The 26,153-nt window shown below is 42.1% G+C and carries 27 protein-coding genes and 1 pseudogene; 15 read left to right on the plus strand and 13 right to left on the minus strand.

What is annotated here, in order from left to right; translation table 11 throughout:
* Nucleotides 1-164: 164 nt before the first annotated feature.
* Nucleotides 165-389, plus strand: a pseudogene (locus IQ230_RS27730) (hypothetical protein); the annotation flags it as partial.
* Between the two features lie 42 nt (nucleotides 390-431).
* Nucleotides 432-788, plus strand: coding sequence for a hypothetical protein (locus tag IQ230_RS27735; RefSeq protein ID WP_322742474.1), 357 nt, complete (start codon nucleotides 432-434; stop codon nucleotides 786-788).
* A gap of 75 nt (nucleotides 789-863) precedes the next feature.
* On the opposite strand, the gene IQ230_RS18525 is transcribed toward IQ230_RS27735, so the two are convergent.
* From IQ230_RS18525 to IQ230_RS26855, 7 genes are all read right to left on the minus strand, one after another.
* Nucleotides 864-1,295 (minus strand): SufE family protein, encoded by a 432-nt coding sequence (locus IQ230_RS18525; protein ID WP_193933743.1) that lies wholly within the window; start codon nucleotides 1,293-1,295, stop codon nucleotides 864-866.
* A 110-nt stretch (nucleotides 1,296-1,405) separates the two neighbouring features.
* Nucleotides 1,406-1,822 carry a DoxX family protein gene (locus IQ230_RS18530; RefSeq protein ID WP_193933744.1) on the minus strand — a complete coding sequence of 139 codons (417 nt, stop codon included), beginning with the start codon at nucleotides 1,820-1,822 and terminating at the stop codon, nucleotides 1,406-1,408.
* A gap of 267 nt (nucleotides 1,823-2,089) precedes the next feature.
* Entirely contained in the window at nucleotides 2,090-2,254 is a 165-nt protein-coding gene (locus IQ230_RS18535; RefSeq protein WP_193933745.1) for a hypothetical protein, read from the minus strand.
* 126 nt (nucleotides 2,255-2,380) lie between these two features.
* Complete coding sequence (locus tag IQ230_RS18540; protein WP_193933746.1) at nucleotides 2,381-3,214, minus strand: class I SAM-dependent methyltransferase; 834 nt, start codon at nucleotides 3,212-3,214, stop codon at nucleotides 2,381-2,383.
* A gap of 190 nt (nucleotides 3,215-3,404) precedes the next feature.
* Nucleotides 3,405-3,530, minus strand: coding sequence for a hypothetical protein (locus tag IQ230_RS27480; protein WP_265576234.1), 126 nt, complete (start codon nucleotides 3,528-3,530; stop codon nucleotides 3,405-3,407).
* Nucleotides 3,531-3,617: 87 nt separating this feature from the next.
* On the minus strand, nucleotides 3,618-4,184 hold the full coding sequence (locus IQ230_RS18550) for a Crp/Fnr family transcriptional regulator (RefSeq protein WP_193933747.1): 567 nt from the start codon (nucleotides 4,182-4,184) through the stop codon (nucleotides 3,618-3,620).
* A gap of 323 nt (nucleotides 4,185-4,507) precedes the next feature.
* Nucleotides 4,508-5,299 carry a GTP-binding protein gene (locus IQ230_RS26855; protein ID WP_228055120.1) on the minus strand — a complete coding sequence of 264 codons (792 nt, stop codon included), beginning with the start codon at nucleotides 5,297-5,299 and terminating at the stop codon, nucleotides 4,508-4,510.
* A 54-nt stretch (nucleotides 5,300-5,353) separates the two neighbouring features.
* Here IQ230_RS26855 and IQ230_RS18560 point away from each other — a divergent pair, with 54 nt between their 5' ends.
* The 6 genes from IQ230_RS18560 (at nucleotide 5,354) to IQ230_RS18585 (ending at nucleotide 12,893) form a co-directional block, all read left to right on the plus strand.
* Nucleotides 5,354-6,580, plus strand: a complete 1,227-nt coding sequence (locus IQ230_RS18560; protein WP_193933748.1) for an FAD/NAD(P)-binding protein — start codon at nucleotides 5,354-5,356, stop codon at nucleotides 6,578-6,580.
* A gap of 257 nt (nucleotides 6,581-6,837) precedes the next feature.
* A complete protein-coding gene (locus IQ230_RS18565; RefSeq protein ID WP_193933749.1) occupies nucleotides 6,838-7,590 on the plus strand; it encodes a response regulator transcription factor in 753 nt (250 codons plus the stop codon).
* Between the two features lie 266 nt (nucleotides 7,591-7,856).
* Nucleotides 7,857-9,131 carry a sensor histidine kinase gene (locus IQ230_RS18570; RefSeq protein WP_193933750.1) on the plus strand — a complete coding sequence of 425 codons (1,275 nt, stop codon included), beginning with the start codon at nucleotides 7,857-7,859 and terminating at the stop codon, nucleotides 9,129-9,131.
* 58 nt (nucleotides 9,132-9,189) lie between these two features.
* Nucleotides 9,190-9,849, plus strand: a complete 660-nt coding sequence (phoU, locus tag IQ230_RS18575; RefSeq protein WP_193933751.1) for a phosphate signaling complex protein PhoU — start codon at nucleotides 9,190-9,192, stop codon at nucleotides 9,847-9,849.
* Nucleotides 9,850-10,417: 568 nt separating this feature from the next.
* A complete protein-coding gene (locus IQ230_RS18580) occupies nucleotides 10,418-10,984 on the plus strand; it encodes a Crp/Fnr family transcriptional regulator (protein ID WP_193933752.1) in 567 nt (188 codons plus the stop codon).
* 250 nt (nucleotides 10,985-11,234) lie between these two features.
* Nucleotides 11,235-12,893: an iron uptake porin gene (locus IQ230_RS18585; protein WP_193933753.1), complete on the plus strand. Its 1,659-nt coding sequence runs from the start codon at nucleotides 11,235-11,237 to the stop codon at nucleotides 12,891-12,893.
* Between the two features lie 69 nt (nucleotides 12,894-12,962).
* Here IQ230_RS18585 and IQ230_RS18590 read toward each other — a convergent pair whose 3' ends face one another.
* On the minus strand, nucleotides 12,963-13,217 hold the full coding sequence (locus tag IQ230_RS18590; RefSeq protein WP_099701571.1) for a hypothetical protein: 255 nt from the start codon (nucleotides 13,215-13,217) through the stop codon (nucleotides 12,963-12,965).
* Between the two features lie 205 nt (nucleotides 13,218-13,422).
* Here IQ230_RS18590 and IQ230_RS18595 point away from each other — a divergent pair, with 205 nt between their 5' ends.
* Complete coding sequence (locus IQ230_RS18595; protein ID WP_193933754.1) at nucleotides 13,423-14,025, plus strand: DUF3318 domain-containing protein; 603 nt, start codon at nucleotides 13,423-13,425, stop codon at nucleotides 14,023-14,025.
* 46 nt (nucleotides 14,026-14,071) lie between these two features.
* Here IQ230_RS18595 and IQ230_RS18600 read toward each other — a convergent pair whose 3' ends face one another.
* A complete protein-coding gene (locus IQ230_RS18600; RefSeq protein WP_193933755.1) occupies nucleotides 14,072-15,742 on the minus strand; it encodes a glycosyltransferase family 39 protein in 1,671 nt (556 codons plus the stop codon).
* A 142-nt stretch (nucleotides 15,743-15,884) separates the two neighbouring features.
* On the opposite strand from IQ230_RS18600, the gene cofH reads away from it, so the two are divergent.
* The 3 genes from cofH (at nucleotide 15,885) to IQ230_RS18615 (ending at nucleotide 19,638) form a co-directional block, all read left to right on the plus strand.
* On the plus strand, nucleotides 15,885-17,048 hold the full coding sequence (gene cofH, locus IQ230_RS18605; protein WP_322742477.1) for a 7,8-didemethyl-8-hydroxy-5-deazariboflavin synthase subunit CofH: 1,164 nt from the start codon (nucleotides 15,885-15,887) through the stop codon (nucleotides 17,046-17,048).
* Nucleotides 17,049-17,263: 215 nt separating this feature from the next.
* Nucleotides 17,264-17,674 carry a photosystem II protein Psb27 gene (psb27, locus tag IQ230_RS18610; protein ID WP_228055122.1) on the plus strand — a complete coding sequence of 137 codons (411 nt, stop codon included), beginning with the start codon at nucleotides 17,264-17,266 and terminating at the stop codon, nucleotides 17,672-17,674.
* Between the two features lie 449 nt (nucleotides 17,675-18,123).
* The gene (locus IQ230_RS18615; RefSeq protein WP_193933758.1) at nucleotides 18,124-19,638 is read left to right on the plus strand and encodes a family 10 glycosylhydrolase; all 1,515 of its coding nucleotides are present in this window, start codon (nucleotides 18,124-18,126) and stop codon (nucleotides 19,636-19,638) included.
* A gap of 44 nt (nucleotides 19,639-19,682) precedes the next feature.
* On the opposite strand, the gene dapF is transcribed toward IQ230_RS18615, so the two are convergent.
* The gene (gene dapF, locus IQ230_RS18620) at nucleotides 19,683-20,528 is read right to left on the minus strand and encodes a diaminopimelate epimerase (RefSeq protein ID WP_193933759.1); all 846 of its coding nucleotides are present in this window, start codon (nucleotides 20,526-20,528) and stop codon (nucleotides 19,683-19,685) included.
* Nucleotides 20,529-20,648: 120 nt separating this feature from the next.
* On the opposite strand from dapF, the gene IQ230_RS18625 reads away from it, so the two are divergent.
* Nucleotides 20,649-20,864, plus strand: a complete 216-nt coding sequence (locus IQ230_RS18625) for an Hfq-related RNA-binding protein (RefSeq protein ID WP_193933760.1) — start codon at nucleotides 20,649-20,651, stop codon at nucleotides 20,862-20,864.
* 24 nt (nucleotides 20,865-20,888) lie between these two features.
* Here the strand turns inward: IQ230_RS18625 and IQ230_RS18630 are convergent, their stop codons facing one another.
* Nucleotides 20,889-21,305: a GNAT family N-acetyltransferase gene (locus IQ230_RS18630; protein WP_193933761.1), complete on the minus strand. Its 417-nt coding sequence runs from the start codon at nucleotides 21,303-21,305 to the stop codon at nucleotides 20,889-20,891.
* A 139-nt stretch (nucleotides 21,306-21,444) separates the two neighbouring features.
* A complete protein-coding gene (locus tag IQ230_RS18635; protein WP_193933762.1) occupies nucleotides 21,445-21,963 on the minus strand; it encodes a GNAT family N-acetyltransferase in 519 nt (172 codons plus the stop codon).
* Nucleotides 21,964-22,101: 138 nt separating this feature from the next.
* Between IQ230_RS18635 and IQ230_RS18640 the strand changes: the two genes are divergently transcribed.
* The gene (locus IQ230_RS18640; protein ID WP_193933763.1) at nucleotides 22,102-22,992 is read left to right on the plus strand and encodes a LysR substrate-binding domain-containing protein; all 891 of its coding nucleotides are present in this window, start codon (nucleotides 22,102-22,104) and stop codon (nucleotides 22,990-22,992) included.
* Between the two features lie 271 nt (nucleotides 22,993-23,263).
* On the opposite strand, the gene IQ230_RS18645 is transcribed toward IQ230_RS18640, so the two are convergent.
* The gene (locus IQ230_RS18645; RefSeq protein ID WP_193933764.1) at nucleotides 23,264-25,543 is read right to left on the minus strand and encodes a cation:proton antiporter domain-containing protein; all 2,280 of its coding nucleotides are present in this window, start codon (nucleotides 25,541-25,543) and stop codon (nucleotides 23,264-23,266) included.
* Between the two features lie 286 nt (nucleotides 25,544-25,829).
* Here IQ230_RS18645 and IQ230_RS18650 point away from each other — a divergent pair, with 286 nt between their 5' ends.
* Nucleotides 25,830-26,126, plus strand: coding sequence for a hypothetical protein (locus IQ230_RS18650; protein WP_193933765.1), 297 nt, complete (start codon nucleotides 25,830-25,832; stop codon nucleotides 26,124-26,126).
* The last annotated feature ends 27 nt before the right edge of the window (nucleotides 26,127-26,153 follow it).

Consider the following 26,153-nt stretch of genomic DNA (forward strand, 5'->3'; position numbering starts at 1 on the left):
CCCCAACTACTGCATTCAGGGTTGATCTTCTCATTGCCACTGCACTCGATTTAATTAATCCCGTGCATTTGAAAAACTGGTTTACTCACTGTTGCTACTGTGCCTCATAAAACTGCAATAGGCTGTATGATTTTTCAGGCGGTTCTGTTAGCAGTGCAGGAGATATTGATGGCGATGGTTTTGCTGACCTGATTATTAGCGCACCTAATGCTAGTCCCAATGGTCAAATCTACGCTGGAGAAAGCTACGTTATCTTTGGTCGCGACTTTACAAATTCTGTTACTCACCTTGGTACTGATGGCGATGATACTCTCACTGGTACTAATGGCGATGACATCCTTATCGGTGGCAGAGGGAACGATCGCCTTATCGGTGGGCGTGGTGTTGATGTTCTCTACGGTAGTGTTGGGGATGATACTCTCAGCTTTGGCGTGCGCGATCGCCGTCTCGATGGTGGTAATGGTACAGATACTCTCACTGTTGATACTAGCGGCATCACAATTGACTTAACTACTCTCCCTCGTAATCAAATTCGCTCTATTGAAATTATCGACCTCACTGGTACAGGTGACAACAACCTTATCCTGACACGCTTAAACTTGCTCAATCTCTCTGATACCACTAATCGTTTAATTGTGAATGGTAATGCGGGTGACTCAGTAACATCAACTGGTCAAGGATGGCTTCGTGGTGGCACAACTACACTTGATGGCATCAGGTACAATCAGTTTGCTTCTGGAGCGGCAACACTACTGGTAGATACTGATATCACACAATCAATTTCTTGACCAATCTGAACATGATGTCAATAGGAGTTTAGCCATGTAGGGTAGGCATCTTGCCTGCCCATCATCCCATAAAATTTACTTGCTCGCCAACAACAAAGCTTTTTCCTTCATTTTCTGAAAGATGTTGTAAAAGCCATTACTGCGCGAAGGTGTCAGACTTGCATTCAATCCAGTATCCTTGATAAACTCTGGAGACACTTGCAAAATCTCTTCGGGTGACAACCCACTTAAACCTTCAACCAAAAGAGCAACTAATCCTTTCACAAGTGCTGAATCTGAATCCCCTTGATACCAAACTTTTCCTTGGTCTAGCCCCGCAGTGATATACACCTGCGAAACACAACCTGGAACTTTATTTTCTGGCACTTTATTGCCTTCAGGAAATTCTTTTAGCCGTTTAGCATACCAAATCAACTGTTCGTAACGTTGTTTCGGGTTAGAAAGTCGTTGAAAGCGCTGTACAACACGCGCAAGTGAATTTGGTAGAGGTGCTGCGGTAGAAGTCATAGTTGCTAACAATCAGGATTATCATTGTTCCATTTTGCAAGTAACATGATTAAAAAATCTAGGAGCGATTGCGCGTAGCGCAGCACGCGAACCGATCGCATTTGTTCAAATTACCCGTCTGTTGTTTCTAATTGTATTTCTGGGTTTCGAGTATACCAATACGCCCAGGCAATTAACACACCCTGTAGTGGTAGTCTCGCCAAATACAGCAGTTGACTGTGGGGAATTCCCTCAACTTTAATGTTGTGCAATGTCATGTAGATGTTTGCCGGAAACACCCCGATAAACAAAGCAATTAAACACCATGCTGCTGTTACACTCACCGCAGGAATCAACAACCCAATACCACCAAGGATCTCGAATATACCACTCAAATAGACTGAGGCGAAGGGCGGAAATGGTGGCGGTACAATACGCGCATATTGTTCAGGTCGGATAAAATGTGTTAGACCAACAATAACTAAAGATACAGCAAGAACACCCCGAAGAATTTCCTTACGGCGATGAGTGTTGTACGTAGAAGACATATGCAACCAAAAACGCTAATCAAACAGTAGAGCAGCCTTATCAAACTGACGTCTACCTGAAGAAATAGGGAAATGACTACTAATATTTTTTCTAATTTTTGACTTGCTGCAATCAAAAATAGCTAAATTTATGCTCTTGATTTTAGTGCTCAATTTTAGATAATGCTCTTTTTACCAACATTATTTCAACTCTTTGCAGCTAAAAACTAAGCTTAGTCTGATATTATTTTATTAAATTTTACTAGTGCTTGTGTTTTATATGCAAGTTTATGATGGAGCAGGAACAGGCTCTAAATCCGGATCTTCTTCTGGTGTTGGTTCTGGATCGGGTTCAGTACCTGGTTCAGGAGACGGAATTGGCTCAGCATCAGGTTCAACAGGAGGTGCGATCGCCTCTATTTCTAACCCAAGTCGTGGTTGTAACTGACTCATAGTTACTGCTATTCGCTAAAGGTAGGTACTTACTGATATACTATTGAATAATTTAAAGTACGTCTATCTTCAGAAACAGTTTCTGTAAAAACCCTCGTTTACTTGTATGTACTTGCTAATCAAGAGTTAAACTGATTGATTAATTTGCACTTGAATTACTCGCCCAAAGTTTTTAAACACCGCAACAAGAATGAACCGCAAATATCTACCCCACCAAGGTAAGCGATGTGGATAATTTGCAAAGCGAGTTAAATAGTAAATTTCATCCGTCACTGTAAGTTCTTGTTGCCAATTTTCCAATTCTTTGGAGTTATCTAGTCCCCACTTAAACTTTGCATTAGTTTTAGAAACAGTATCATGTTTCTGAGTATTTTTTGCTCTTTTGCTAGCAATAACATCCATAAGTATTGTGACTGGTGCAAGGTCGCGAGTAATGTTTTGAAATAGAGTTTTCATCTCTATTTCCGTAAGATACATTGATACCCCTTCCATAATAATTAATACTGGTGCTACGCGCTGAACATCCATCCAAGTAGCTTCTAAAATAGAACTAGCAATAAAACGGTAGCGATCGCTTTCATCAATCAACTTACGTTTCAGGTCAATCACTTCAGGAAAATCGACCTCGTACCAAGTTATTTCCCCATTGTCAACCCGAAAAAAACGCGTACAAAGCCCTGCACCTAAATTGATAATAGTTGCTTTGGGATAATTTTGAATGAATTGTGAAACTAGGCGATCGTAAACTTCTGCACGAATTACACATCCAAGTTGCGACGCCCATCCTTGAGCATACTTTGAAAAATCATAATCAATCTTCTCGACAATTTCTGTTGTTTTATTATCCTTAAGAATTGCATCATGACGTTGCGACTCTACATACCGCGCATACAGCGTAATCATCAAAGTTTCCGAAACACCAGAAATCTTATCTGTAGCTTCTTTTGCTGTAGTAGTCATAAGCCTCTAATATTTGTATTGAGTAACCTTTTCACAAAGCTAAAATGAAAGCAACTTCCTTAGCAAAATACGTCAAAATCAAGTTTACACCTGCCCGTTTAATACTCGTCAAACCTCAACGAGTAGCGACACCCTAGCATTGAAGAGAGTTCAATTCTACGTGCTTCCTCCATCACAAACAGAGGACGAATCATTCACGCTTAATTGTGTTTCGCGTACCATCCGCCGATGTAGGCGTTCGTTGCCAGCGCCGTGGACGAATTATCGATGTATTTGTTGTAGACATTTCGTGGATTGGCACAATTTGTGAGGTCATAAGGATAATTGATAAAAATGATAATCATTAACAAGAGTGCGCGTAGATCCACTTTGCTGGTATAGCCCTAAAGAAAGTCGGAGCATTCTAAACCCGACGCAACAGAATAAAATGACGCCGAGGACGATAAATAATGCCTTCTTCCTCAAAACGAGCAAGCATTCGTGTTACAGTCACCCGTGTTGTGCCAATAACTTCAGCGATTTCTTGATGCGTCAGACGCAAATCAATCAACTGTCCTTGATCGACACTACGCCCAAACTTGCTAGCTAACCAAGCCAGAAGTTGTAGTAAACGATTGGGAATTCTCTCGTGGCGGACAATGCACAACAATTCTTCTGCTTGTTGTACGTTCCGTAAAATACTATCAATGACCTGACACCACTGCACAGCCGGAACATAAGTCGCTTCTACACTTGTCAAGCACTCAATCTGGTAAGGCTGAATCTTTGAGAGAGGTTGACCTACGACATCCCCAGCACCCCAATAGCCTAAAGTTACTGTTGTGCCTTCTTCACTCCAGGTTAGGCTACGTACAGCCCCGCGCTCAATCCGCAGCAGTACGTTTGCTTTGAGTGGAATTTTATCACCACGGCTAAAAGTATACTGGCTCCAATTAGCAGGCGACGTTGGGGTGTGAGTTACAAAAGCCATAGCATTTGGATTAAAAACTAAAGAGTGCTGATACTGTTTGAAATTGAGTATAGGTTTGTTGACTTAAAATTGCAACCTAAATGCAAATAATTCTCAATTAAGGAATAATTAATTTTAGATATAGAAAAATATTTATAGAAAAGTCTTTCAAAAGGAAGATGACACCAAAACCTTAACAACTCCCGTTTACAGAAGATTATTTGCTTGAAAAGCACTTTAACGACTTTTTTCAACTGAGTAATTAACTGTTTCAAACCATACAGAATTAGTAGTTAGTTCAAACAAAGTATAAACAGCAATTTCTGGCAACCTTCCTACGTTTCCTACTCCAACGACTTGGCATGGTTGTGCGGCGATTGCGCATCCGAAGCGATCGCACGCGGTGATGTTTGATCGTCCAGCGTCATGACACTTGCGGTAACTGAACCTGATTGCATTTGATCAGGATAACTACATTCACAAGTATTGAGTTCTTCTACAACATCTTCATCCCAGAAATCCGCACACGTCGGAATATTTAACGTGAAGCGCTGCGGTCTTCCTTCGAGCCAACGTGGTAAATTTAATTCATCAAATTCCCTCGGTTGTAACCCTGCAACAAAGTCACCATCAACGGATAACCCATCCGCCAGTTCAAAAATTCCCTTGGTACGCGACACGACTTCGTAAGCCCCTTGAGTCAATTCGTACCAAAAAACCTCTAAACTATCAGGATCGATGACATGACCTGTCGTATTCGCAAGCCATAACGCAGTTGCATCAGTTGTACCTAATGACCCTGCAATAATTACATCAGCCCATTCATCCCAATCAGAATCTTGCGTTCCAGCAGGAACAATCGCCACACGATGACAGTTGAGAGTATCGAGTATTGGCGCTATTTGGGCTAAGACTAAGTATGTGTTAACTCCAGAAGCAAGCTTCCATAGTTGTGTCTGTTGGTCGTCAGCTAAAAATTGCACATCAGGAAACTCCGCTGCTAAACGAGTTTGGTCGATGCTAATTCGCGTTGCAGGTGAAAAATACAGTGTTGGTTGTTGAGTAAATTGCTGGCGAATCCAGTGTGTTTTTCCTACACCAAGAAGACCAGCCACAACAGTAATCAATTGCGTCATGATGTGATAATGATTATCATTGTATAAAAATTATGACACAATTCAACATTAAGTATGGTAGCAAGCTCACTACCTCATAACACAGATATTGCAGTTATCGGCGCGGGACCGCATGCGATGACTGTGGTGACACACTTATTACAAAAACGCCAGCAGCTACGTCAGCGGTTATTAGTCTTCGATCCTAGTGGAACTTGGATGCAACAATGGCAAAATCAATTTGCTGCATTTGAGATTCCGCATTTAAGATCGCCTGCGGTACATCATCCCGATCCCAACCCTTATGCTTTAAGACAATTTGCCCACTTGCGATCGCACGAACTCTATCCTCCCTACGATCTGCCAGGAACCTTATTGTTTCAAGATTTTTGTCAAGAATTAATTCGTCGTTGGTCATTACAAAACCACATTGTCACTGCTAAAGTTGTTCGCATTGAACCAATTAAACAAAACTTGCGATCGCGATTTCGCCTGTGGTTGCACAACAGTCAATCAATTGTCGCCCGACGAGTCATTCTCGCAACTGGTGGCAATACACCCCAAATTCCTGCTTGGGCGCAACAAATTTCATCTCCCTATCCGCAAGAAAGACTTTGCCATTCTTGTCATGTCGATCTGCGTCATTTACACTTACGCGGAGAAACGATACTAATTATCGGTAGTGGATTAACAAGCGGACACTTAGCTTTAGGAGCGATCGCTCGTGATGCCAAAGTTATATTAATGTCACGCCGCAACCTGCAAGAAAAATTATTCGATGCAGATCCTGGTTGGCTAGGACCAAAATACCTTAAAAGCTTTTGGGCAGAACCCGATTGGCAAACCCGCGCTGAATTAATTCAAAAGGCAAGAAATGGCGGTTCCATGACACCAGCAATAATGACACAACTGCGCCGCGCCCAACATCACACATGCGTTAAATTAATGGAAAATTGTCAAGTACTCTATGCTACATGGCAATCTAACTCTTGGCAGATTTCTTGTGATGATGGCAGTAAACACGAGTGCGATCGCATTTGGCTTGCTACAGGAACAAAAACCGACATCACCACCGAACCTTTACTTAAAGAAGTAATCGAACGGTATCCGATTTCTACCGCTAAAGGTTTGCCCGTTTTAGATTCTCACTTACGTTGGGTAGGTTGCGAATTGTTCATTACCGGAGGATTAGCCGCACTTCAGGTTGGACCTGTAGCCCGTAATTTATCTGGTGCGAGAATGGCAAGCGAAAGAATTGTTCCAGCACTACACAAACCTAGTCTCTCTTTTTCTTACCAATAACCAGCTAAACCCAGTCCACCTCTGTGGATTTGTCCTAAGTGTGCGAAGCTGCACTTTGCTTGAGTAGCCAAAATTTTAGTCGAAGAGTATCCAGCTTTTAACCCTGACCTCCGACCCCTGTTATAACTACCATGCTTCTACATAAGATTTAAAATAAATTTATCTACTAATTTTCAATAATTTCATAAGTAAGGCAAACATCTATACCATTAGAGGTAGATAATAGTTATGCAGCCTACTCGCGAAATTTTTGATTGATGTTTACTCTTGAACCAGCCAAGTGTCCTCCGAGGGCAGAAATTGGGCAAATGAGCCGCATCTTAGTTGTAGAGGACGAAGAGCTAATCCGCGAAATGCTTGTTCTCGCGTTAGAGGCTGAAGGTTATGCGATCGCAACTGCTGCAGATGGCAGAAGTGCCTTATCTTTGTTGCAAAATAGCGATGCAACTCAAGGTGAAGTACCTTTTGACCTATTAATTTTGGACTTAATGCTACCTCAAATTAATGGTCTAGATGTCTGTCGCTTACTGCGTCATCAAGGAAACCAAATACCTATCCTCATTCTTAGTGCAAAAGGTAGCGAAACAGATCGCGTATTAGGTCTAGAAGTCGGAGCCGACGACTATATCAGCAAGCCCTTCAGTATGAGGGAACTCGTGGCTCGTTGTCGGGCTTTGTTGCGTCGCCAACGCTTCAACAGCTTACCTCAACTGCCACTGCTTCAGTTCAAAGATGTCACGCTCTATTCTCAAGAGTGTCGCGTTACTGTGCGTGGTGAAGAAGTTAATCTTTCACCTAAAGAGTTTCGCCTACTCGAACTGTTTATCACATATCCCCGCCGAGTTTGGTCGCGCGAGCAATTACTCGATCAAGTTTGGGGTGCAGATTTTGTCGGAGATAGTAAAACTGTTGATGTTCACATTCGTTGGCTACGGGAAAAATTAGAAAAAGATCCCAGCCATCCTGAATACATCATTACTGTACGCGGCTTCGGCTACCGATTTGGGTAGGAAGATAAAGGGGTGAGTGATGAGTGGCTAGTGGCTAGTGACTGGTTGTGAGTTTTGAATTCATTTTAGAGTTTTGAATTCTAAGTTTTGTTAGCGTAGCGGTGCCTTAGCACGTTTTGAATTACAAAGAAGTGTCTTAACTCATAACTCAACACTTCACGACTCTCCGTCCCCTGATTCTCGATCTCTGATTCCTCAAATTGATCCCTTCCTAGCCAAAATAGATAAGCTAGTAGCTGATAGCATTCAAAAGCTCGTGGCTCTTAATGGCGTTGTTGGAATTCTTTTTGGGGCTAGCTGTAGGACTTGGAATTTGGTGTTGGCAATATACCCGATTCCAAAAAAGGTTGCAGCAAGTATTGCGCAGGCTTCCTGCTGAAGCTACAGAAATTTCCCTACCTTCCATCAATTTGTTACAGCGGGCAATTGTCAAACAAAAAGAATATAGCACTCAGCTACAAGCAAAAATTGACTTGTGTGAATACCTCTTAGAAGTTGCACCCGTAGGTTATCTACAAGTAGATGAAGAAAATCAACTTTTGTGTTGTAACATTCAAGCACAGCAATTATTAAATATACAAAGGTGGAAAGTTGGACAAGCTAGGCTACTTTTAGAGCTTGTACGTTCTTATGAACTAGATCATCTCATTGAGCAAACACGCGATCGCCAACAACCACAAGCAATAGAATGGGTGTTTCATCCAACTTTTACTAATGCTGTTTCGCTTGGAGAATCTCAACCGCGTACTTTGCAAGCCTACAGCTATCCTTTACCTGAAGGAAAAGTTAGTGTATTTATTGAAAATCGTCAACCGTTGGTAGATTTAGCAGCTTCCCGCGATCGCACACTTTCCGATTTAGCCCACGAATTAAAAACGCCACTAACCTCAATTCGTCTCATTGCTGAAACTTTAGAGCAACAGTTACAACCACCACTCCAACGCTGGGCTGAACGCATTCTCCCTGAAATTGATCGCTTAATTAACTTAGTGCAAGGCTGGCTAGAACTCAATCAACTTGAAAATAACAGTAAATTAAATCGCCAAAGTGTGGAACTGCGATCGCTAATGAGCACTGTGTGGGAAACCCTCGAACCTTTGTCCCGAAACAAAAAGATGCAATTAAGCTATTCTGGACTCGAAGCCGTATGGCTTAAAGCCGATGAATCGCGACTTTATCGCCTGTTTCTGAATTTATTTGATAACAGCATCAAATATAGTCCTCCCGAAGGAAAAATTGAAGTCAAACTCAGTCTAATCCCAGTAGATCAAGTACAAATTGATATCATTGATTCTGGTTCAGGCTTTCCTAGCGCTGATTTACCTTATGTGTTCGATCGACTTTACCGAGGAGATCCCTCACGCACTCGACAACCGTTAACTCATCCCAATTGTCCTATCAGTGCAGGCTGCGGTTTGGGTTTAGCGATCGCGCGACAAATTGTTTTAGCTCACGGCGGCACAATAAAAGCAATGAATCATCCCCAAAGTGGTGGTGCTTGGTTACAAGTTGTGCTTCCAGAGGTATTAGCGAATCCTTAAAATTAGCACTAACATTGAGACAACAGTAACCAATCTCTTTGGTGCAAAATTGCGAAGCGTGAATATTAATTATAATTCTGAGCGCCGCCATTTTGAACGTCGCCTCAAAAGCTTAGAGCGTGACGTTTTAAGGATGGGAGCTTTAGTCGAAAATTCCTTTAGGCTCAGTCATCAAGCGTTGTTTGCACGTGACTTAGAAGTAGCTAAACAACTACCTCTACTCGATAAACAAATCGATCGCTTCTACAAACAAATTGAGATAGAGTGTGCTACTCTACTCACCTCAGAATCACCAGTAGCACAAGATTTGCGCTTGTTAAGTGCGTTTATGCAACTCGTCCGCGACTTAGAACGCATTGGCGATTATGCAGAGGACTTAGCTGAAATAGCCATCAAACTTTTTCCCTATCCGCCTCATCGTTGTGTTCCTCAAATTGAGGAAATGTCTCATCACGCCCAAGCCATGCTAGCAACTAGCTTAGTTGCACTAGCCGATCTCGATGCTGATGCTGGAAAAACAGTCAAACGGCTCGATGATTTTGTCGATGATGCCTACCAAACACTCTACCAAACTTTGGCAACCGAGCGCGACATCAAAGGAGTAGTAGAACCAATCTTGCTTTTAGCACTTGTTATCCGCCACATAGAACGAATGGCAGATCACGCAACAAATATTGGTCAAAGAGTAGCATACATCGTCACAGGACACAGAGCCTAATCTTAACTATCTCACTCTACAAGCTTCACAGATAGAAAGTAGGTTAATACTCAATGTGGGATGCCTACCTAGGGCAAACAAGTATGAAGTTGAGGCACAAGAGAATAAGATTATTTTTTTGTACAAAGAGTTTGTCGTCATCTTTTTCTCCTATATCCTTGATTTACTCAAACTAATTCGCCGAAACTATTACTAAATATGTTGTGTGCTGTATACAACAACACAATCTTTAACAAAGGCTTACCTGTTCTTAAACTTATAGCTTTACTATTAGTATTAAACTCACAATAAAAACTCCAGGACACTTTCTTTTAAAATTGCACTTAAGCTGAATATAATGAAACGCGAGTGCTACATATTATATGTTGATTTGCACCATTGCAGGAGTGGTAATTTTCCCTGTGAATGGGAGACATAGAACTAAGTTTCATTGACATAATATCTAGAAAGAATCATCTGTTATTTTCTAAATTTGCAGCCAATCAAATGCAGAGTTTATTCTCAAACAAGTGAAAAGTAATAGATACAAAAAATAACCACACTAACAACAAAAACAACGGTTATATCCATGACTATCTCCGCTCCAAACCCACCACTCCCCTCGCCACTGAGCCAGCGGATATTTAGCCGCAAAGAGCTTATTCCACCCCGCCAAGACCTTTTGTGGAAAATAGAACGCGGAGCCGTACGTACCTTTACCTGGAGCGAACAAGGCACACTCATAACATTAGGATACTGGGGCGCAGATGATGTCGTAGGCTACCCATTATCGCGGGTAAATCCATACCAGATAGAGTGCCTAACAAGTGTGGAAATGAGTCTTTTGCCAGCAGGCTTATGGCATCAAGCAGTAGATTCTATGTTACTTCACATCCAGCAATCTGAAGAGCTTCTGAGTATCGTACATCGAAAACCAGTTTCTATGAGACTGTGGCACTTTTTGATCTGGCTCTCTGAGAAATTTGGTCGAGAAGTAGAGCAAGGTCGGTTAATTGATTTAGCTATTACTCACCAGGAAATGGCAGAAGTCATTAACACAACAAGAGTTTCAGTCACTCGATTGTTACAGCACTTTGAAGAGGAAGGAATGTTACTTCGTCATCAAAGACGCATAATTTTATGTTTAGTCAAATAGCACTTTTGTAACCTCAACAAACCTGTTATTCTATATCTTTAAACAGAAGCGAAGAATGTCCAATGTTTACCAGTGTACTCTGGGCAACAAACACTTGCTTTTGAAAGGTGATCGCTCTAAAGATCTCATAAAAATCCGAAATATTACTATTGATTTTTTAGCGAGATCAGCTTGTATAATTTTAGTGTTGACAGCAGATATACCTAAAATCTGAAATCTGTTCATAACATCGGTGTGAGTGAGATAAACAATGACAAAATTTTTCTGGAATGCTTTGAGGCTCAGTCCAGTCATTTTAGGAGCAACCTTGCTTCTAGGCAACCGCGTTCAAGCTACTGAAGCTCCAGTAGTAGATGTAGTTGTTCCGACTGCAACCGCTGACCAAGCTGCGGCTGTAGAACCAGCCCCTCAAATTGTTACAAGCCAAGCTCCAACCTTAGTTAGTCAAGTTCCGGCAAATTCCCTAGCTCAGGTAACATCAGTATCTCAGTTATCTGACGTCCAGCCAACAGATTGGGCATTTCAAGCTTTGCAATCTTTAGTTGAACGCTACGGTTGTATTGCTGGTTATCCTGATGGAACCTATCGCGGTAATCGTGCCTTGACCCGCTACGAATTTGCAGCTGGTTTGAATGCGTGTTTAGACCGTGTAAACGAGCTAATTGCAACAGCCACAGCAGATCAAGTTACAAGAGAAGACTTAGCTACTCTTCAACGTTTACAAGAAGAATTTGCAGCAGAAATTGCTACACTACGCGGTCGAGTTGATGCCTTAGAAGCGCAAACCGCAGAACTTGAAGCAAATCAGTTCTCGACAACAACCGTCCTCAATGGTGAAGTCGTCTTCGGTGTAGCAGATGTATTTAGTGATGAAGCTGTAGGTGGAGAAGACCTAGAGTACAACACCATCGCTGCTGCTCGCGCGCGTTTAAACTTTGATGCGAGCTTCAGCGGTGAAGATCGCTTAAGAGTTCGTCTACAAGCTGGGAATATCGACAATAACAGCGATGAGACGGGTACTGCAATGACCCGCTTAGGCTTTGAGACAGATACTGATAACGACATCGTACTTGATGACTTCTACTACCGTTTCCCAGTTGGCGATGCAGTTTTAGTCCAAGTTGACTTCGCGAATGTTGAATTTAACGATAACGTCTTCACCTTCAACCCAGCGTTTGAAAGCAGTGGTCGTGGTGCAATATCTCGTTATGGTCGATTCAGCCCTATCTATCGTCAAGCCGAAGGTGGTGCTGGCTTAACAGTAACGCTGAACCCAGAAGGCCCCCTAACCGTATCGGGAGCTTTCCTCGCACCTAATGCCGAAGGTCCTGGCACAGGTGTGGGACTCTTTAACGGTGCTTACGGCGCTCTAGGTCAACTTTCCTACCGCCTTAGCGATGCTTTCAGTATCGGTGCTACCTATGCACGTACTTATCAAAATACAGAAAGCGGTATCAATCTGTTTGGCTCTACAGGTAGCGCTAATGCCAACCAACCTTTTGGCGAAGTTGCTACGGAAGCAAACCACTATGGCGTGCAGGCTAGCTTACAACTTGGTACTACCTTAAACCTCTCAGGTTGGGCAGGTTATTCAACTGCTGATGCGTTAGCTGGTCCTAATGCGGGTGCTGATGCTGATATGTTCTACTGGGCAGCTGGACTAGCAGTACAAGACTTTGGTAGAGAAGGCAGTCAGTTGGGTGTTATCTTTGGTCAGCCACCTAAGGTTACAGACAGTGCTCTTGTTGAAGATCCAGATACTTCCTACCACTTGGAAGGATTGTATCGTCTACAACTTACTGATAACGTTGCTATCACTCCTGGTGTTTTAGTCATCTTTAATCCAGAGCATAACAACGATAACGACACAATTTATGTCGGAACTCTTCGTACTACTTTCTCCTTCTAAAAGGATGATTAGTATTACATAACTGATGTTGGGGCGATCTTTGTGCGATCGCCCCAATTATTTTTTAGGTTACGTTGACAGTTCAGATGAAGAGAACTCCGAAGGCGGGCGATCGCTACTCCAAGCCCACCACACACAACCGCAACGACATTGATAAAATTCTTGCCACTTGCGGCGATAATTATCTGTCATTACAGGCGATCGCCGATTCAGCCAAACATTTTCCGCTTCTCGACTCGAAGCACGACAAGTAGGACAACAAAACTCATAAGCGTGAATTGCCTTATTAGTCCATTCGGGAGGAACAGGAGCAAATGCATCCATGCAGGAATCCTTATTTCAACTGCTTCTTACTATTATCTGTTTAAACACAGAGTAATAATGTATATCAGGTGGAATTAAAGAGAGCGACCAAACTAAATATCAGATGTAGGTGCTCAATTGGCGTGTAATCTATAAATATGCTTACTTACATTAAGTCAGTTGTTAGTTTTTATTGCGATCGTATTGTTGCGCTGAACTAAAGTCAATGGAGCCAGCTATTGAAATTCGCCGCCTCGTAGAAATCATGCCAGCTTCTGGTCGCATGATGACTAAAATTGTGAATAAACCAGAGCAAGCAGCAGTAATTGATAGCTCGTTTCCCCTACCTTGGAACCAGCAGCGTTTAATATATATCAATTTTGACTTGTGGCGTCGTCTTTCGCAGCCACAAAGAGATCTGCTGCTGTTACGAACTGTATCTTGGCTTCTCCAAGTCAAGTGGTTAAAGCCAGACATTTATCAAGGTGTTGTCATTGCAGGACTAATAGGCGCAACAATTGAATTAGTACAGCAAGATGCTGTCGGAGTTTTAGTTGCAGGAGGTTTGAGTGCGATCGCACTTAATCGCATCTGGCGCAACAATCGCAGTACGCAATTAGAAGTTGAAGCAGACGAAGCCGCTATTCAAATTGCCCAAAGACGCAGCTACATTGAAGCTGAAGCAGCAGAACATTTGTTAACTGCAATAGAAGCCGTCGCCAAACTTGAAAAACGTCCTAGCTTAACTTTTATCGAACTCATCCGTTGTCAAAATTTACGAGCGATCGCAGGTTTATCCTCTGTGAGTATTCCAGAAGTACTTAAGTAGAAACAAAGAGTTTTGAATTTTCTTAACTCAACACTTCACGACTCTCTTAATAGCAGCGATATAGCTGGTAGTTGTAACCATTAACGTATGGCAAAGCTTGAGGTTCAGCAATACAGCTATCTACTTTCACTGGCGCATGAAAATTGATCAACCACAAGTCTAGAGGTCGGGGAAAATTATTTAAAGTTTGTTGTAAAGTTGCAGGGGCTTCATTTGTTTCACTCGCTAACAGGAATCGCGGCGTATTAACTCCAGCAAGTTTAAATTCTCTACCTATACCCATCATTTCGCCAATTTGCACATGAGTTTTATGAGTTGTAGCAATCAACATTGGTGAGTGCAATGTATTGTTTTGAATAATTTCTACCATCAAGTCAGGGCGGTAGTATTTTTGATAACCTAAATTACAAACTACTGTGATCGCGCTGAGTAATCCCATTAGCCAAATTAAGGCAACAACACGTTTTCCTTGTTGATGAGGAGTCTGCCAACAAACTGCAAGACTTGCTCCCACTAAAATCATAACTGCAGGAAAATAGACAAAGTTATAGCGCGCGCCACGAGTGAGATCAATACCAAAAACATAAGTAAAGAAAAAGAACAATGCGATCGCACTACACGTAATTCCCACAAAAACCCAAGTCATTAAGCGTGTTTTAGGTTGCGTGAGCTTTACTTTGATACCACGATACAACTGAGGCAGTGCCCACAAAAAGAAAATCAGCATGACAAAACCAGAAGCAATCACAATCGGTAGTTGTGGGGCTTCTACTGGTAGTAAAGATATCATTGTCAGCCAAGCAGCCAGAGCTTGAAAAATTGGGTTAAGTAATGCTAATAATCCATTCGTGCCGTTTTGAATCCAATCGGTGAGATCGCTGCCATAATTGTTTTGGAAAAACACAGGTACCCACACTAAGCCACCGAGAAATGTTCCTACCGCAACCATCAAAATTTGCCACCAAAAACCAGACCTAGGGTATTCAGTGCGAGATGTATAATGACGCAACCACAACACACATAGAACAGCGGCTTCAGCACCAAGAGTCAACACAAAAAAATAGTGCGTTGCGATCCCTATGAAATTTGCAGCAATCCAAACAACAACTAACCAGACCGGAATTGGTTTACGGTACTCAAGACGTCGAATTGCAACAACCAAACAACCAAAGGAAGCAATAACCCATAGAATTGCCAGCGTGTAATGTCGGGCTTCTTGCGCTAAAAATATTCCATAAGGCGAAACCGCCATCATTGCTGCCGATAAATGACCGATTAAACGAGAACGAAAAGTCAGCCAACCCAACCCATAAATTGCAGGAACCGATGCTGCACCAAGTAATGCCGGAAGAGATCGGGCTGTCCATACCGAAACTAAGTCAGTTGAGTGTGGCGACCAAAAATTCATCCATAAATGAGCTACCACAAAGTACAGTGGTGGATGATTGCTTTCTGTCACCAAGTTTTGAATAACTTGTACAACTCCACGATCTGGATTATGTTGCAACGGTTGCAGTAGTGTATCAAGCGCGATCGCCTGATTTAACGGAACGCCAAGAAAACTATTGCCCAAGCTAAAGACTAACGTTGAGAATTCATCTGTCCAAGGTGGTTTACTTGCTAGTAGCATTAACCGCAAACCAACAGCGATCGCAGTCCATACCAACAGCAGCAATATATCTTGATATTTAGTCTTTGGATTGAGTTTTAAATTCATAACTCATAGATTTTTCACTATCTGTATGTGTAAATGTGGGGCAGGCATCCGATGCCTGCCTTCTTGTTTCATTTGCCTGCTCTGCCCTCTTGCTTCATTTACTGACACAATTGAGAAAGTGCACTTAATTATCCAATGCTCTGTGACTACTAAAGCTGTTGAAAAGATTCTTGAGCGTGCCTTAACCGGATACGAGCTATCCTCCCAAGAGGGAGTAATATTGTTACAGCAGACCGATATCGAAGCGATCGCAGCAATTCAGGATACAGCCGATCAACTCCGCCGCTTGCAAGCAGGTGATACTGTAACATATGTCATCAATCGTAATATTAACTTTACTAATATTTGCGAACAGCACTGTAGTTTCTGTGCATTTCGGCGCGATGCTGGTGAAGAAGAAGCTTACTGGCTAAACTGGGCACAAATTCTTGAAAAAACGAGTGATGCGGTACAGCGCGGTGCAACAGAAATTTGTATGCAAGGAGGATTAAACCCGCAAGCGAAAATTAGCGGACGCTCTCTGCCATATTACCTGGAATTAGTAAAAATCATCAAAGCACAATTCCCTCAATTGCACTTACATGCATTTTCTCCCCAAGAAGTAGAATTTATCGCAAGAAAAGATGATATTAGCTATGCCTCAGTCATTGCTGCTTTACGCGATGCCGGAGTCGGTTCAATGCCAGGAACCGCTGCTGAAATCTTAGACGATCGAGTCAGGCGGATTTTGTGTCCTGAAAAAATTAACACAGCCACTTGGCTAGAAATTGTCAGTACAGCCCATCAATTAGGCGTACCAACAACTAGTACAATGCTTTCTGGACACATTGAAACACCACAACAGCAGATCTATCACCTGCAACAATTGCGATCGCTACAACAAACCGCATACGATAGAAATTACCCCGCCACCATAACTGAATTCATTTTGCTACCATTTGTCGGTCAAGAAGCTCCCAAACCTCTACGCCGTAAAGTTGGTAGAGATCAACCAGTACTTGCTGATGCACTATTACTGACAGCAGTAGCACGGATCTTTTTAGGACAGGCAATATCTAACCATCAACCAAGCTGGGTCAAACTAGGGCTAACAGGGGCAATAGAAGCTTTAAAGTGGGGTTGCAACGATATTGGCGGTACTTTAATGGAAGAACACATTACCACAATGGCAGGTGCGATCGGTGGTACGTGTATGGAAGTAGAAACTCTACATACCGCAATTAGTTCCGTCAAAAGACCCCATGCACAACGCGATACTCTCTACTACCTTCTAAAAAAAGATGAAAAGCAAGCAGTTAGTGGCTAGTTTTAAGTTTTGAGTTTTGAATTCTAAAGAGTAGTGACTAGTGACTAGTGGCTAGTGAAAGAGTTTTGAATTCTAAAGAATTTTCTTAATTCATAACTCATAACTCTCTTAAGCTCAACACTTCACTACTCAACACTCCCCCAGCTCCAAATACATGATCCCCGCAGTACCAATCCGAGATAGGATGGACGTTAATTTCTGTCTTTTCTCACTTAATGCTTATGAAGCGCTATTGGTCACGTCTACTCGCCCTCGCGTTGGTTGTTGTCATTGGCTTGATGGGCTGTTCTAGCACTACTTTCTCAGATGGTCTGAGTGGAGATTATCGCCAAGATACACTAGCTGTGGTAAATACATTGAGAAACGCCCTCGATTTACCCGATGATGCTCCTGAAAAAGCTGAGGCGCAAACAGAAGCACGTCAAAAAATTAATGAATTTGCTGCCCGTTACCAACGCGATGGTGCTGTTGCTAGTTTAAGTTCCTTCACCACAATGCGAACCGCATTAAACTCCTTGGCAGGACACTATAGTTCTTATCCCAATCGCCCAGTACCAGCAAAGCTCAAAAAACGGTTAGAGCAAGAATTCAAACAAGTAGAAATGGCGCTGAACCGAAACAGCTAAACTCGTAGTTAGCAATATTTTCCTAACTTGTGGGAAATATTACTAAGTGATGTACTGATATCAAATCCGGTTAATTGCTGATGATTCTGATTGATAGTCAAGTTAACTGGAGATGATCTTGCGATCGCAATGGACAAAAACTATTAGGTGTAATGATTTGAGCAGTTGATTTAATATTTGAAGCGGTTTCTTATTTGCCACACTTAAGAAATTAGATCGTTAAGGAAACCGAATGAGAGCTTTTGTAGTCCTAACACTAGTCAAGACTTATGTAACCCAAAGTTCTCACTAGTGAACTATTAGTGTGTTCTGGTACGTTGTTCTAGTGCAACTGTTACATAAAGCTAAGGCGCTGTTTTTGAACAACGCTAGTTGAGGCTGTCACTTATAAGTTAATGATTAGCCTTGCTACCAGATTCATTGTTCGTAGTTATGTTGTGTTTGCGGTAATGTCCAACCATCGTTTGAGATTTGCCCGTTCTTGCTTTGCTTGGCAACGCTTGCTTGCCACCGTGTTAACAGGTAGCTTAGTGAGTACTAATTTTGGTAGCCCTCTTCCAGCTAAGGCACAAACAACGGCGTATTGCCAGCTAACAGCAGCAGCAACACAAGAAAAAGAAACCTTACGTCAATCTGCACTGCAGGGCAACACAGAAGCTCAGAACCGCTATAGAGCACTTATAAATCAACACGCTCAAATTTTACGCGATTGTCGCAACCGCACTTGGCCTCAAACTCAAGCAGTATGGTTGCGGTTGTATCCCTGCGATCTTCAGCCTGGAATCCTCGATAAAGTGATGGATCGCGTCGTTAATCGTGGCTATAACCAGGTGTATATTGAAGTATTCTACGACGGTCAAGTTTTGCTACCCACAGCCGCAAATCCTACCGTTTGGCCTTCTGTAGTTAGGACCCCTGGTAGTGAAAGGACAGATTTGCTAGCCCAAGCAATTCAAAAAGGACGAGATCGCGGGTTGAAGGTCTACGCTTGGATGTTCATGATGAATTTTGGCTACTCCTACGGGCAGCGCCCAGACCGCCAATCGGTGCTAGCACGTAACAGTAAAGGAGATACAAGTTTGTATGTGGTTGACAACGCCAGTCAGGTGTTTATTGATCCTTACAATTTGCAAGCCAAAAGAGATTATTATCAGCTTATTCTAGAAGTCGTACGGCGTCGTCCTGATGGGGTTCTCTTTGACTATGTGCGCTATCCTAGAGGCTCAGGTGCTGGATCTGTTGTCAATAGAGTACAAGATTTATGGATTCATAGTGAAGCTGCTCAACAAGCTTTACATCGTCGGGCACTCAACTATAAAGGACTTAACTTGATTCAGCGCTTTCTTAGCAAAGGATATATCACTGCTGGAGATATCGAACTCATCGATCAGCTTTATCCGCAAGAAGGTGAACCTTTATGGCAAGGGCGCACCCCTCCTCCAGCACCACAACCACCAAACAAACCACTCACTGCTGCACAAAGACAGCCCCAATTACAGTGGGAGTTATGGCAATTAAGCGTTGCTCATGCAATTCAAGGCATTATCGACTTTTTAGCAGTTGCAGCTTGGCCTGTACAGCGACAAGGAATGAAAGCAGGTGCAGTGTTTTTCCCTGATGCCAACCAAGCAATCGGTCGTCAAGGTTATGATTCGCGTTTGCAGCCTTGGGATCGCTTTCCAACAACTTTAGAATGGCATCCCATGTCTTACGCAGCTTGCAATAATACAAGTTGTATTGCAGCTTTAGTACAGCGAGTTTTGCAGTACGCACCACCTGGGACACAGGTAATTCCTGCGATCGCAGGAGTTTGGGGTAAACCTATTAGCAATCGTCCATCCTTAGAAGCCCAAATGCAAGCACTCCGTGCCTATGCACCACGACTTCAAGGCGTCAGTCATTTTGCATTGTCTTGGCAAGAACCGCAGCTAGAAAGCGAGCGTAAATCTTGTAGAGTCCGTTGATTAAAGCAGCGGTTTGCGTTGCATCTTGTTTAGAACCTCTGTGCTTAAATTTCTACAACACCTGTAAAAACTCTTTCAGCAGATCCAGTCATCCACAACCGCTGATCGACTTGGAACCATTCGATTTGTAAGCAACCCCCAGGAAGTTCGACTGTAGCTGTGCGATCGCATCTTCCTGTCAATACACCTGCAACTAAAGCCGCACAAGCACCTGTACCACACGCCAAAGTAGCCCCTGCGCCGCGTTCCCATACGCGCATTTTTAAGTAATCGCGACGCACCACTTCAATAAATTCTGTGTTCGTCCGTTGTGGAAAAACGACATGATGCTCAAATTGCGGACCAATGCTTTCTAAAGGAATTGCTGCGACATCTTCCACAAACGTAATACAGTGTGGATTTCCCATACTGACACACGTAACGTTCCAACTTTGTCCGGCAACTTCTAGCGGTTGGTCAACAACTTTCATGTCTTCTGAACATAAAGTTGTCGGAATCTCTCTGGCAAGTAACCGAGGGACGCCCATATCAACTTTGACTTGACCATCAGGCATAATTTGCGGTGTAATAGTGCCAGCTAACGTATGAATGCGTTTCTGGCTATTTTCTTGCTGATTGCCATCTATTTCTGCGACAAATGCCGCCAAACACCGAATCCCATTACCACACATCTCTGGTTCTGAACCATCAGAATTAAAGATCCGCATTGTGTAGTCAGTACCATTCTGCCCTGGTAGTGCAAAAATTACGCCATCTGCACCAATCCCAAAGTGGCGATCGCATAACTTAATTGCTTGTTCAGGTGTAGCAACAGGCTGTGATGACAAGCGATTGTCAACCAAAATAAAATCGTTTCCGAGTCCGTGATATTTGGCAAATTCAATCGTCATAGGATTTTATAGTAAGTAAGTGAAAATAAATGTAACCTAAAGATTGGTAACTGGTAACTGGTCATTGGTATATGCCTTTTCCCATTACCCATTACCATTGCGGAAAAACAATCAAAAATTATGCCTAGCGAATTCGATCCAGCATTACCTAGCATTCGTCAAGTTCAAACATTAATTAAACAAGCAAACCGCGTCGAGTTGAAACTTGTTACTGGTGATTTAGTCATTGGCAAAATTAGCTGGCAAGATCAGAACTGTTTAAGTATTATCGATGCAAATAATCAAACTATCCTCGTCTGGAGAAATGCGATCGCCTATCTCAAACCAATAAACTAGTTGATAGTAGTGGTTTAAAGAAAACTAATCCTCTTGTTCAGCATATATCCACATCGGCTCAGTTTTTCCGGCGCGCTTAAAGCCACACTTTTTATAGAACTCAATTGCCTGTTGGTCTGCAAGGAGAATATGTTGATGAAAACCTTGGTAACGAGACGTTAAAATCTTCATAATTTGTCTACCTATACCTTGTTTCTGGTACTCTGGCAGCACAAGTAAGTGAGGATAGTAAACGACTAAAAAGTTATCAGAGATAGCATTGCCTAAACCTACTAGCTTACTTTTATCCCACGCAGAAATTAGCAGTTGGGAGTGCATCAGTGCGTTGTAGAGTTGCTCAGGTTTGTTAGCTGAAGACCAGTGATTCGCTTTATATAAATTAAGAATGCTGAGGCAATCAATATCATGATTCTCCTTATAGCTAATTTTTACTTTGTGCATATTTTATGTTACTTATTTATATCATCTCCGCTGAGATAACCAGAATGTTGGTATCGTTACGCTGTTATTAGTGGTTAGTTACTAGTCACTAGTCACTTTACTCACCATTTTTATCATCACTAATCAACTGGATTTGATATTACTTGTAAAAAGCAGTAAATCTTTTGTCTATCCGTTTACCTGCTAGTTGCAAAATTGTAGATCGCTCGATTCGACACAGCCGGACATTTAAAACTTGCGTACCGTGTTTTTGATAAAAAGCGATCGCACGGGTATTGCAATCCGCAACCGTCCATTCTAACCTGCCACAATCTGCCTCTTGTGCGATTTGCGCCAAACGTTGCAACAACGCTGTACCAATTCCCTTACCGCGCATCAGTGGCTGTACATACAAATCGCCTACCCAAAGCGTCGGCTGTGCTAAAAAGCTGGAGTAAGCGTAGGAGAATAGCGCGAATCCAACTGCAACCTCATCGACTTGGGCTAACAACACTTGTGCAAGTGGAGGTTGAGTGAATAAAGTTTGCTTTAACTTATCAATCGTGATTTCTAGAGAATGGGGATACCTGTCAAATTTTGCTTTTTGTGAAATAAACGCAAGAATTAACTCTAGATCTTCAATTGTTGCCAAGCGAATTTTTATATCAATTTCATCCATTTTCAGCTTCCTGAGTACGCCTACTACTCACTGTAGAGAAGCAATTTCTAAATGTCCAATATATTTTTAGCAGTTTATTTATACTCAAAATATATAAATCAAACACCCATTACCCATTACCTATTACCATTTACCCAAATGGAACTGCGACACCTGCGTTACTTCATTACAGTTGCAGAAGAACTAAATTTCAGCCGTGCAGCAGAACGATTGCATATTGCCCAACCACCATTAAGTCAGCAAATCCGAGACTTAGAAATAGAGTTAGGAGTCAAACTTTTTGAGCGAACCAAGCGCAGAGTAGAATTAACAACTCCAGGAAAAGTATTTTTAGAAAAGTCGCGGCTAGCACTACAACAAGTTGAGCAAGCAGTTATTGCAGTTCAAAAAGCCAGTCGTGGTGAAATTGGTCGATTGGTAATTGGTTTTAATAGCTCAGCAACGTATAGTATCTTGCCAAAGATTTTACGTGTCTTTCGCGAGCAATGCCCAGATGTAGAGTTAGATTTGCAAGAATTAACAACCCGCCAACAATGCGATCGCCTGCACCACAACCAAATTGATGTCGGAATTCTTTATTTACCAATTGAAAGTGAAACCCTCAGTACTATGACTATTTTACAAGAAAGCCTTATTTTAGCGCTCGCAGCAACTCACCCCCTAGCAGCACTACCAGAAGTATCTATCAAAGCACTCACTCAAGAACCATTTATTATGCCTCCACATCACTTGGGAGGAGGATTATACAACCAAATTCTCCGCTTTTTTCAACAGACAAATTTCATACCAAACGTTCTCCAAGAAGCGACACAACTGCAAACAACAATTAGCTTAGTAGCTGGAAGTATAGGTATAGCCCTTGTACCCGCTTCACTCCAAAATTTACAAAGATCAGGTGTTGTCTACAAAACACTTCAAGAACCGACGCCAGAGATTGAAATTGCTTTAGCCTGGCGAAAACAAGACTCCTCTCCAGTTTTGCAGAACTTTATTAATACTGTCAGCCTAATTCATAAATCCTACCTATAGCGATCCTATTTGAGTTGTAAGATTTTTTGGCAAACGTAGACGCGGAGCGGCATGCCGCAGGGTAGTACACATTTCCTGTAAGGGTTGCCGTTAGCGTAGCGAAGCGCGTAGCGAAGCCGAAGGCGCTAGGCTAGTACACAAAGAAAAGAGAAGGAGAGAGATTCTCACAAATGATTTAGGATTGCTATATATCAAGTCCAGTTAATTACCAATTACCCATTACCAATTCCCAATTCCCAATTTCCCACCCGCAATGTTCAAGTAGAAACACTTACGACAAGATAGGAAAAACACCCTGTACGCCCTGTGTTGACAACCACTCCTGGAGTTGATTCAAAGCTGGGTAAGCTCCGCATAATAACAGTAAGTCGCCTGCTTGCAAGCTCATATTCACATCAGGAAACCAAAAGAATTTACCATCGCGTCGAATTGCTTGTACCTGCACACTGCAACGAGTGAAAACATCTAACTGTGCCAAAGTTTGATTAATCACTGGGCTATTAACTCCAAGCATAATCCAGTGACACAACATATTTTCATCATGAATTGCCACTTCACCTTTAGCCAATTCATCAAACGCCGCGAGTTCCTCAGCAGTTCCAACGAGTAATAAGCGATCGCCTGTCTGCAAAATTGTCGTTGCATCAGGATAATCAACTTCTTCACCTTTCGCTCGACGAATTGCAATCAAACTGACACCAGTAAGATATCGTAAATTTACTTCTTCTAACGTCATACCAGCAAGCGGAGATGTCTTAGGTAAACTATACCAGCGACTATTCATATCTCTAGCTGCTAACTGCAACTCCCGCGAAACTTGTGCAGGCGATCGTTCAGGGCGCAATTCGAGATAATGATGCGATCGGATTTGCTGCATTTCTTGTTGAATTACTGGTAGCGCCAAGCCGACTTGCGCTAATAAATGTGTGGAAAGTTCGATACTGGCTTCAAATTCAGGTTGTACAACTTCTCTTGCGCCTAGTTGATACAACAATTCAATATCTTGATTTTTATTGGCACAGACTACCGTATCAAGTTCAGGAGATAGTTCTAATGCACGTTTAAGACACAAACGGGTACTCATCGGATCTCGCAAAGCAATTGCTAGCGATCGCGCGCGATCCACCCCAGCAGTTTCTAACACTCGCAAACTACTGGCATTACCATACACGTAAGGCACTCCAGCTTCACGCAACTGTTGAATTTTACTTTCCGACTGATCTACTACTACCACAGAAAGTCCGCGTTCTTGCATCAAGCGAACTAAGTTACGTCCCATTTGTCCATAACCACAAACAACCAAATGATCCTGTATCGGTAATTCTGGAGAAACCTCTTTTGGTACATCAGCCGCGTCCAAATAAGGCTTAAGCCAAGGTAACGATTCTGCCCAATTAAAAAATAAAGGAACTAGCCGCAATACAAACGGTGTTAGAACCAGCGTGACTGCAGTTGTTCCCAAAATTAGTAAATATACCCTGCGGGAAACTAGCCCTAGTGATTGCCCTTCACTCGCTAACACAAATGAAAATTCCCCGATCTGGGCTAAACCCAAACCAGCCAGCAACGCGGTTTTTATTGAATAACCAAAAGCTTTAACTAATGGAGTCACAATCAAAAATTTACCAACCCAAACCAGCGCTACTAACCCCAAAATCAACTCTAGGTTTTGCCACAAAAACACAGGATCAATCAACATGCCAATTGCTACAAAAAATAATGTCGCAAAGATATCTCGCAGCGGTTCGACATAAGTCAACGTCTGATCGGCGTACTCTACCTCCGAAATCATCAATCCAGCAACAAACGCCCCCATTTCAATCGATAAACCCAAGTGTTCAGTTAGTAATGCAATACCCAAACATAAAGCCACAACACCAAGTAAAAATAACTCACGGCTTTCGGTACGTGCCAAAAGTTTCAACAAAGGTGGAATTAACCAAATTCCCGCAGCTATAGCCCCTGCAGCAAATAATCCAATGCGTAACAAAGCAGTCAACACTGCCATACCAATTGTTTCAGCAGGTTGATCTAACGCAGGTAACACCGCAAGCATTAACCCTAATGCTAAGTCTTGAACTACCAAAATCCCCAGCATCACTTGCCCGTGTGAAGTTTCGGTTTCATTGCGTTCCATCAAGCACTTGAGTACAACTGCTGTAGAAGACAAAGATAAAATTGCACCTAAGAATACGCCTTGTGCTGGAGAATTTACCCAACCTACTAATAACGATACGAGTGCTGTCACTAAAATAGTGAGGGCAATTTGCAAGCCTCCACCACCTAAACTGATCGCCTGGACTTTTTTGAGTTCTGCAAAAGAAAATTCAACGCCCAAAGCAAACAATAAAAAGGCAACGCCAAACTGCGCCAGCGTTTCTACTTGAATTAATTCCTTGATTAATCCTAGTCCAGCAGGACCAACCACCATACCACCAAGCAAATAACCAAGGAGAACTGGTTGGCGCAACAGTGCGGCTAATAGCCCACCACCAGCTGCAACCGCGAGAACTAACACCAAATCAACTATTAACCGAAAATCTTCTTGCACAAGTCTTCAACAGAACTATATAAAAGCTATAAATTTCACCATAAAGGTTTTTTAAGTTAAAAGCCAGTGCGTCAGCTTAACTGAGTACATAGCAATTACTTTACTCAACTCTAAACTCACTTTCTCCGTATTTTTATCAAACCTCAACGATTTTCAGTATATCTCTAAGAAAAAAAGCTTTTTCTAAAATCCAACACTGACAATATTTTCACGGTTTTCATCAATAATTTAACCTTGCTATAAATTGGTTACTGCGAAATGCGTTCTGAGTTTATGGTGTAATTTTATGATTGAAATTATCGAGAAAGCTAACCAACTAAAATTGGATAAACCTTCAAACGGTATTAAAAGAGCAGTTACAACTAAACAAAAGAATAAAAAACTCATATTTCGTAGTATCAGCAAATCAAATATTGGAGATTGCTATATCACAACAATAATTTCTGAGCGCTGGTTGCAACTATTTCTCTTGCCTTTTGATTACCAAATATTCTTCAAATTTAGTTCACTCTTTATTCATTTATCTCAGATAAAAAATAATGCATTAAACTTTGATATGGAAGTAGTTACAGAAGGAATATAGACAACACATCAATATGCTCAATTAAAA

Origin of the sequence: Gloeocapsopsis crepidinum LEGE 06123 (genome assembly GCF_015207655.1) — a bacterium.
GTDB classification, from domain to species: Bacteria; Cyanobacteriota; Cyanobacteriia; order Cyanobacteriales; family Chroococcidiopsidaceae; genus Gloeocapsopsis; species Gloeocapsopsis crepidinum.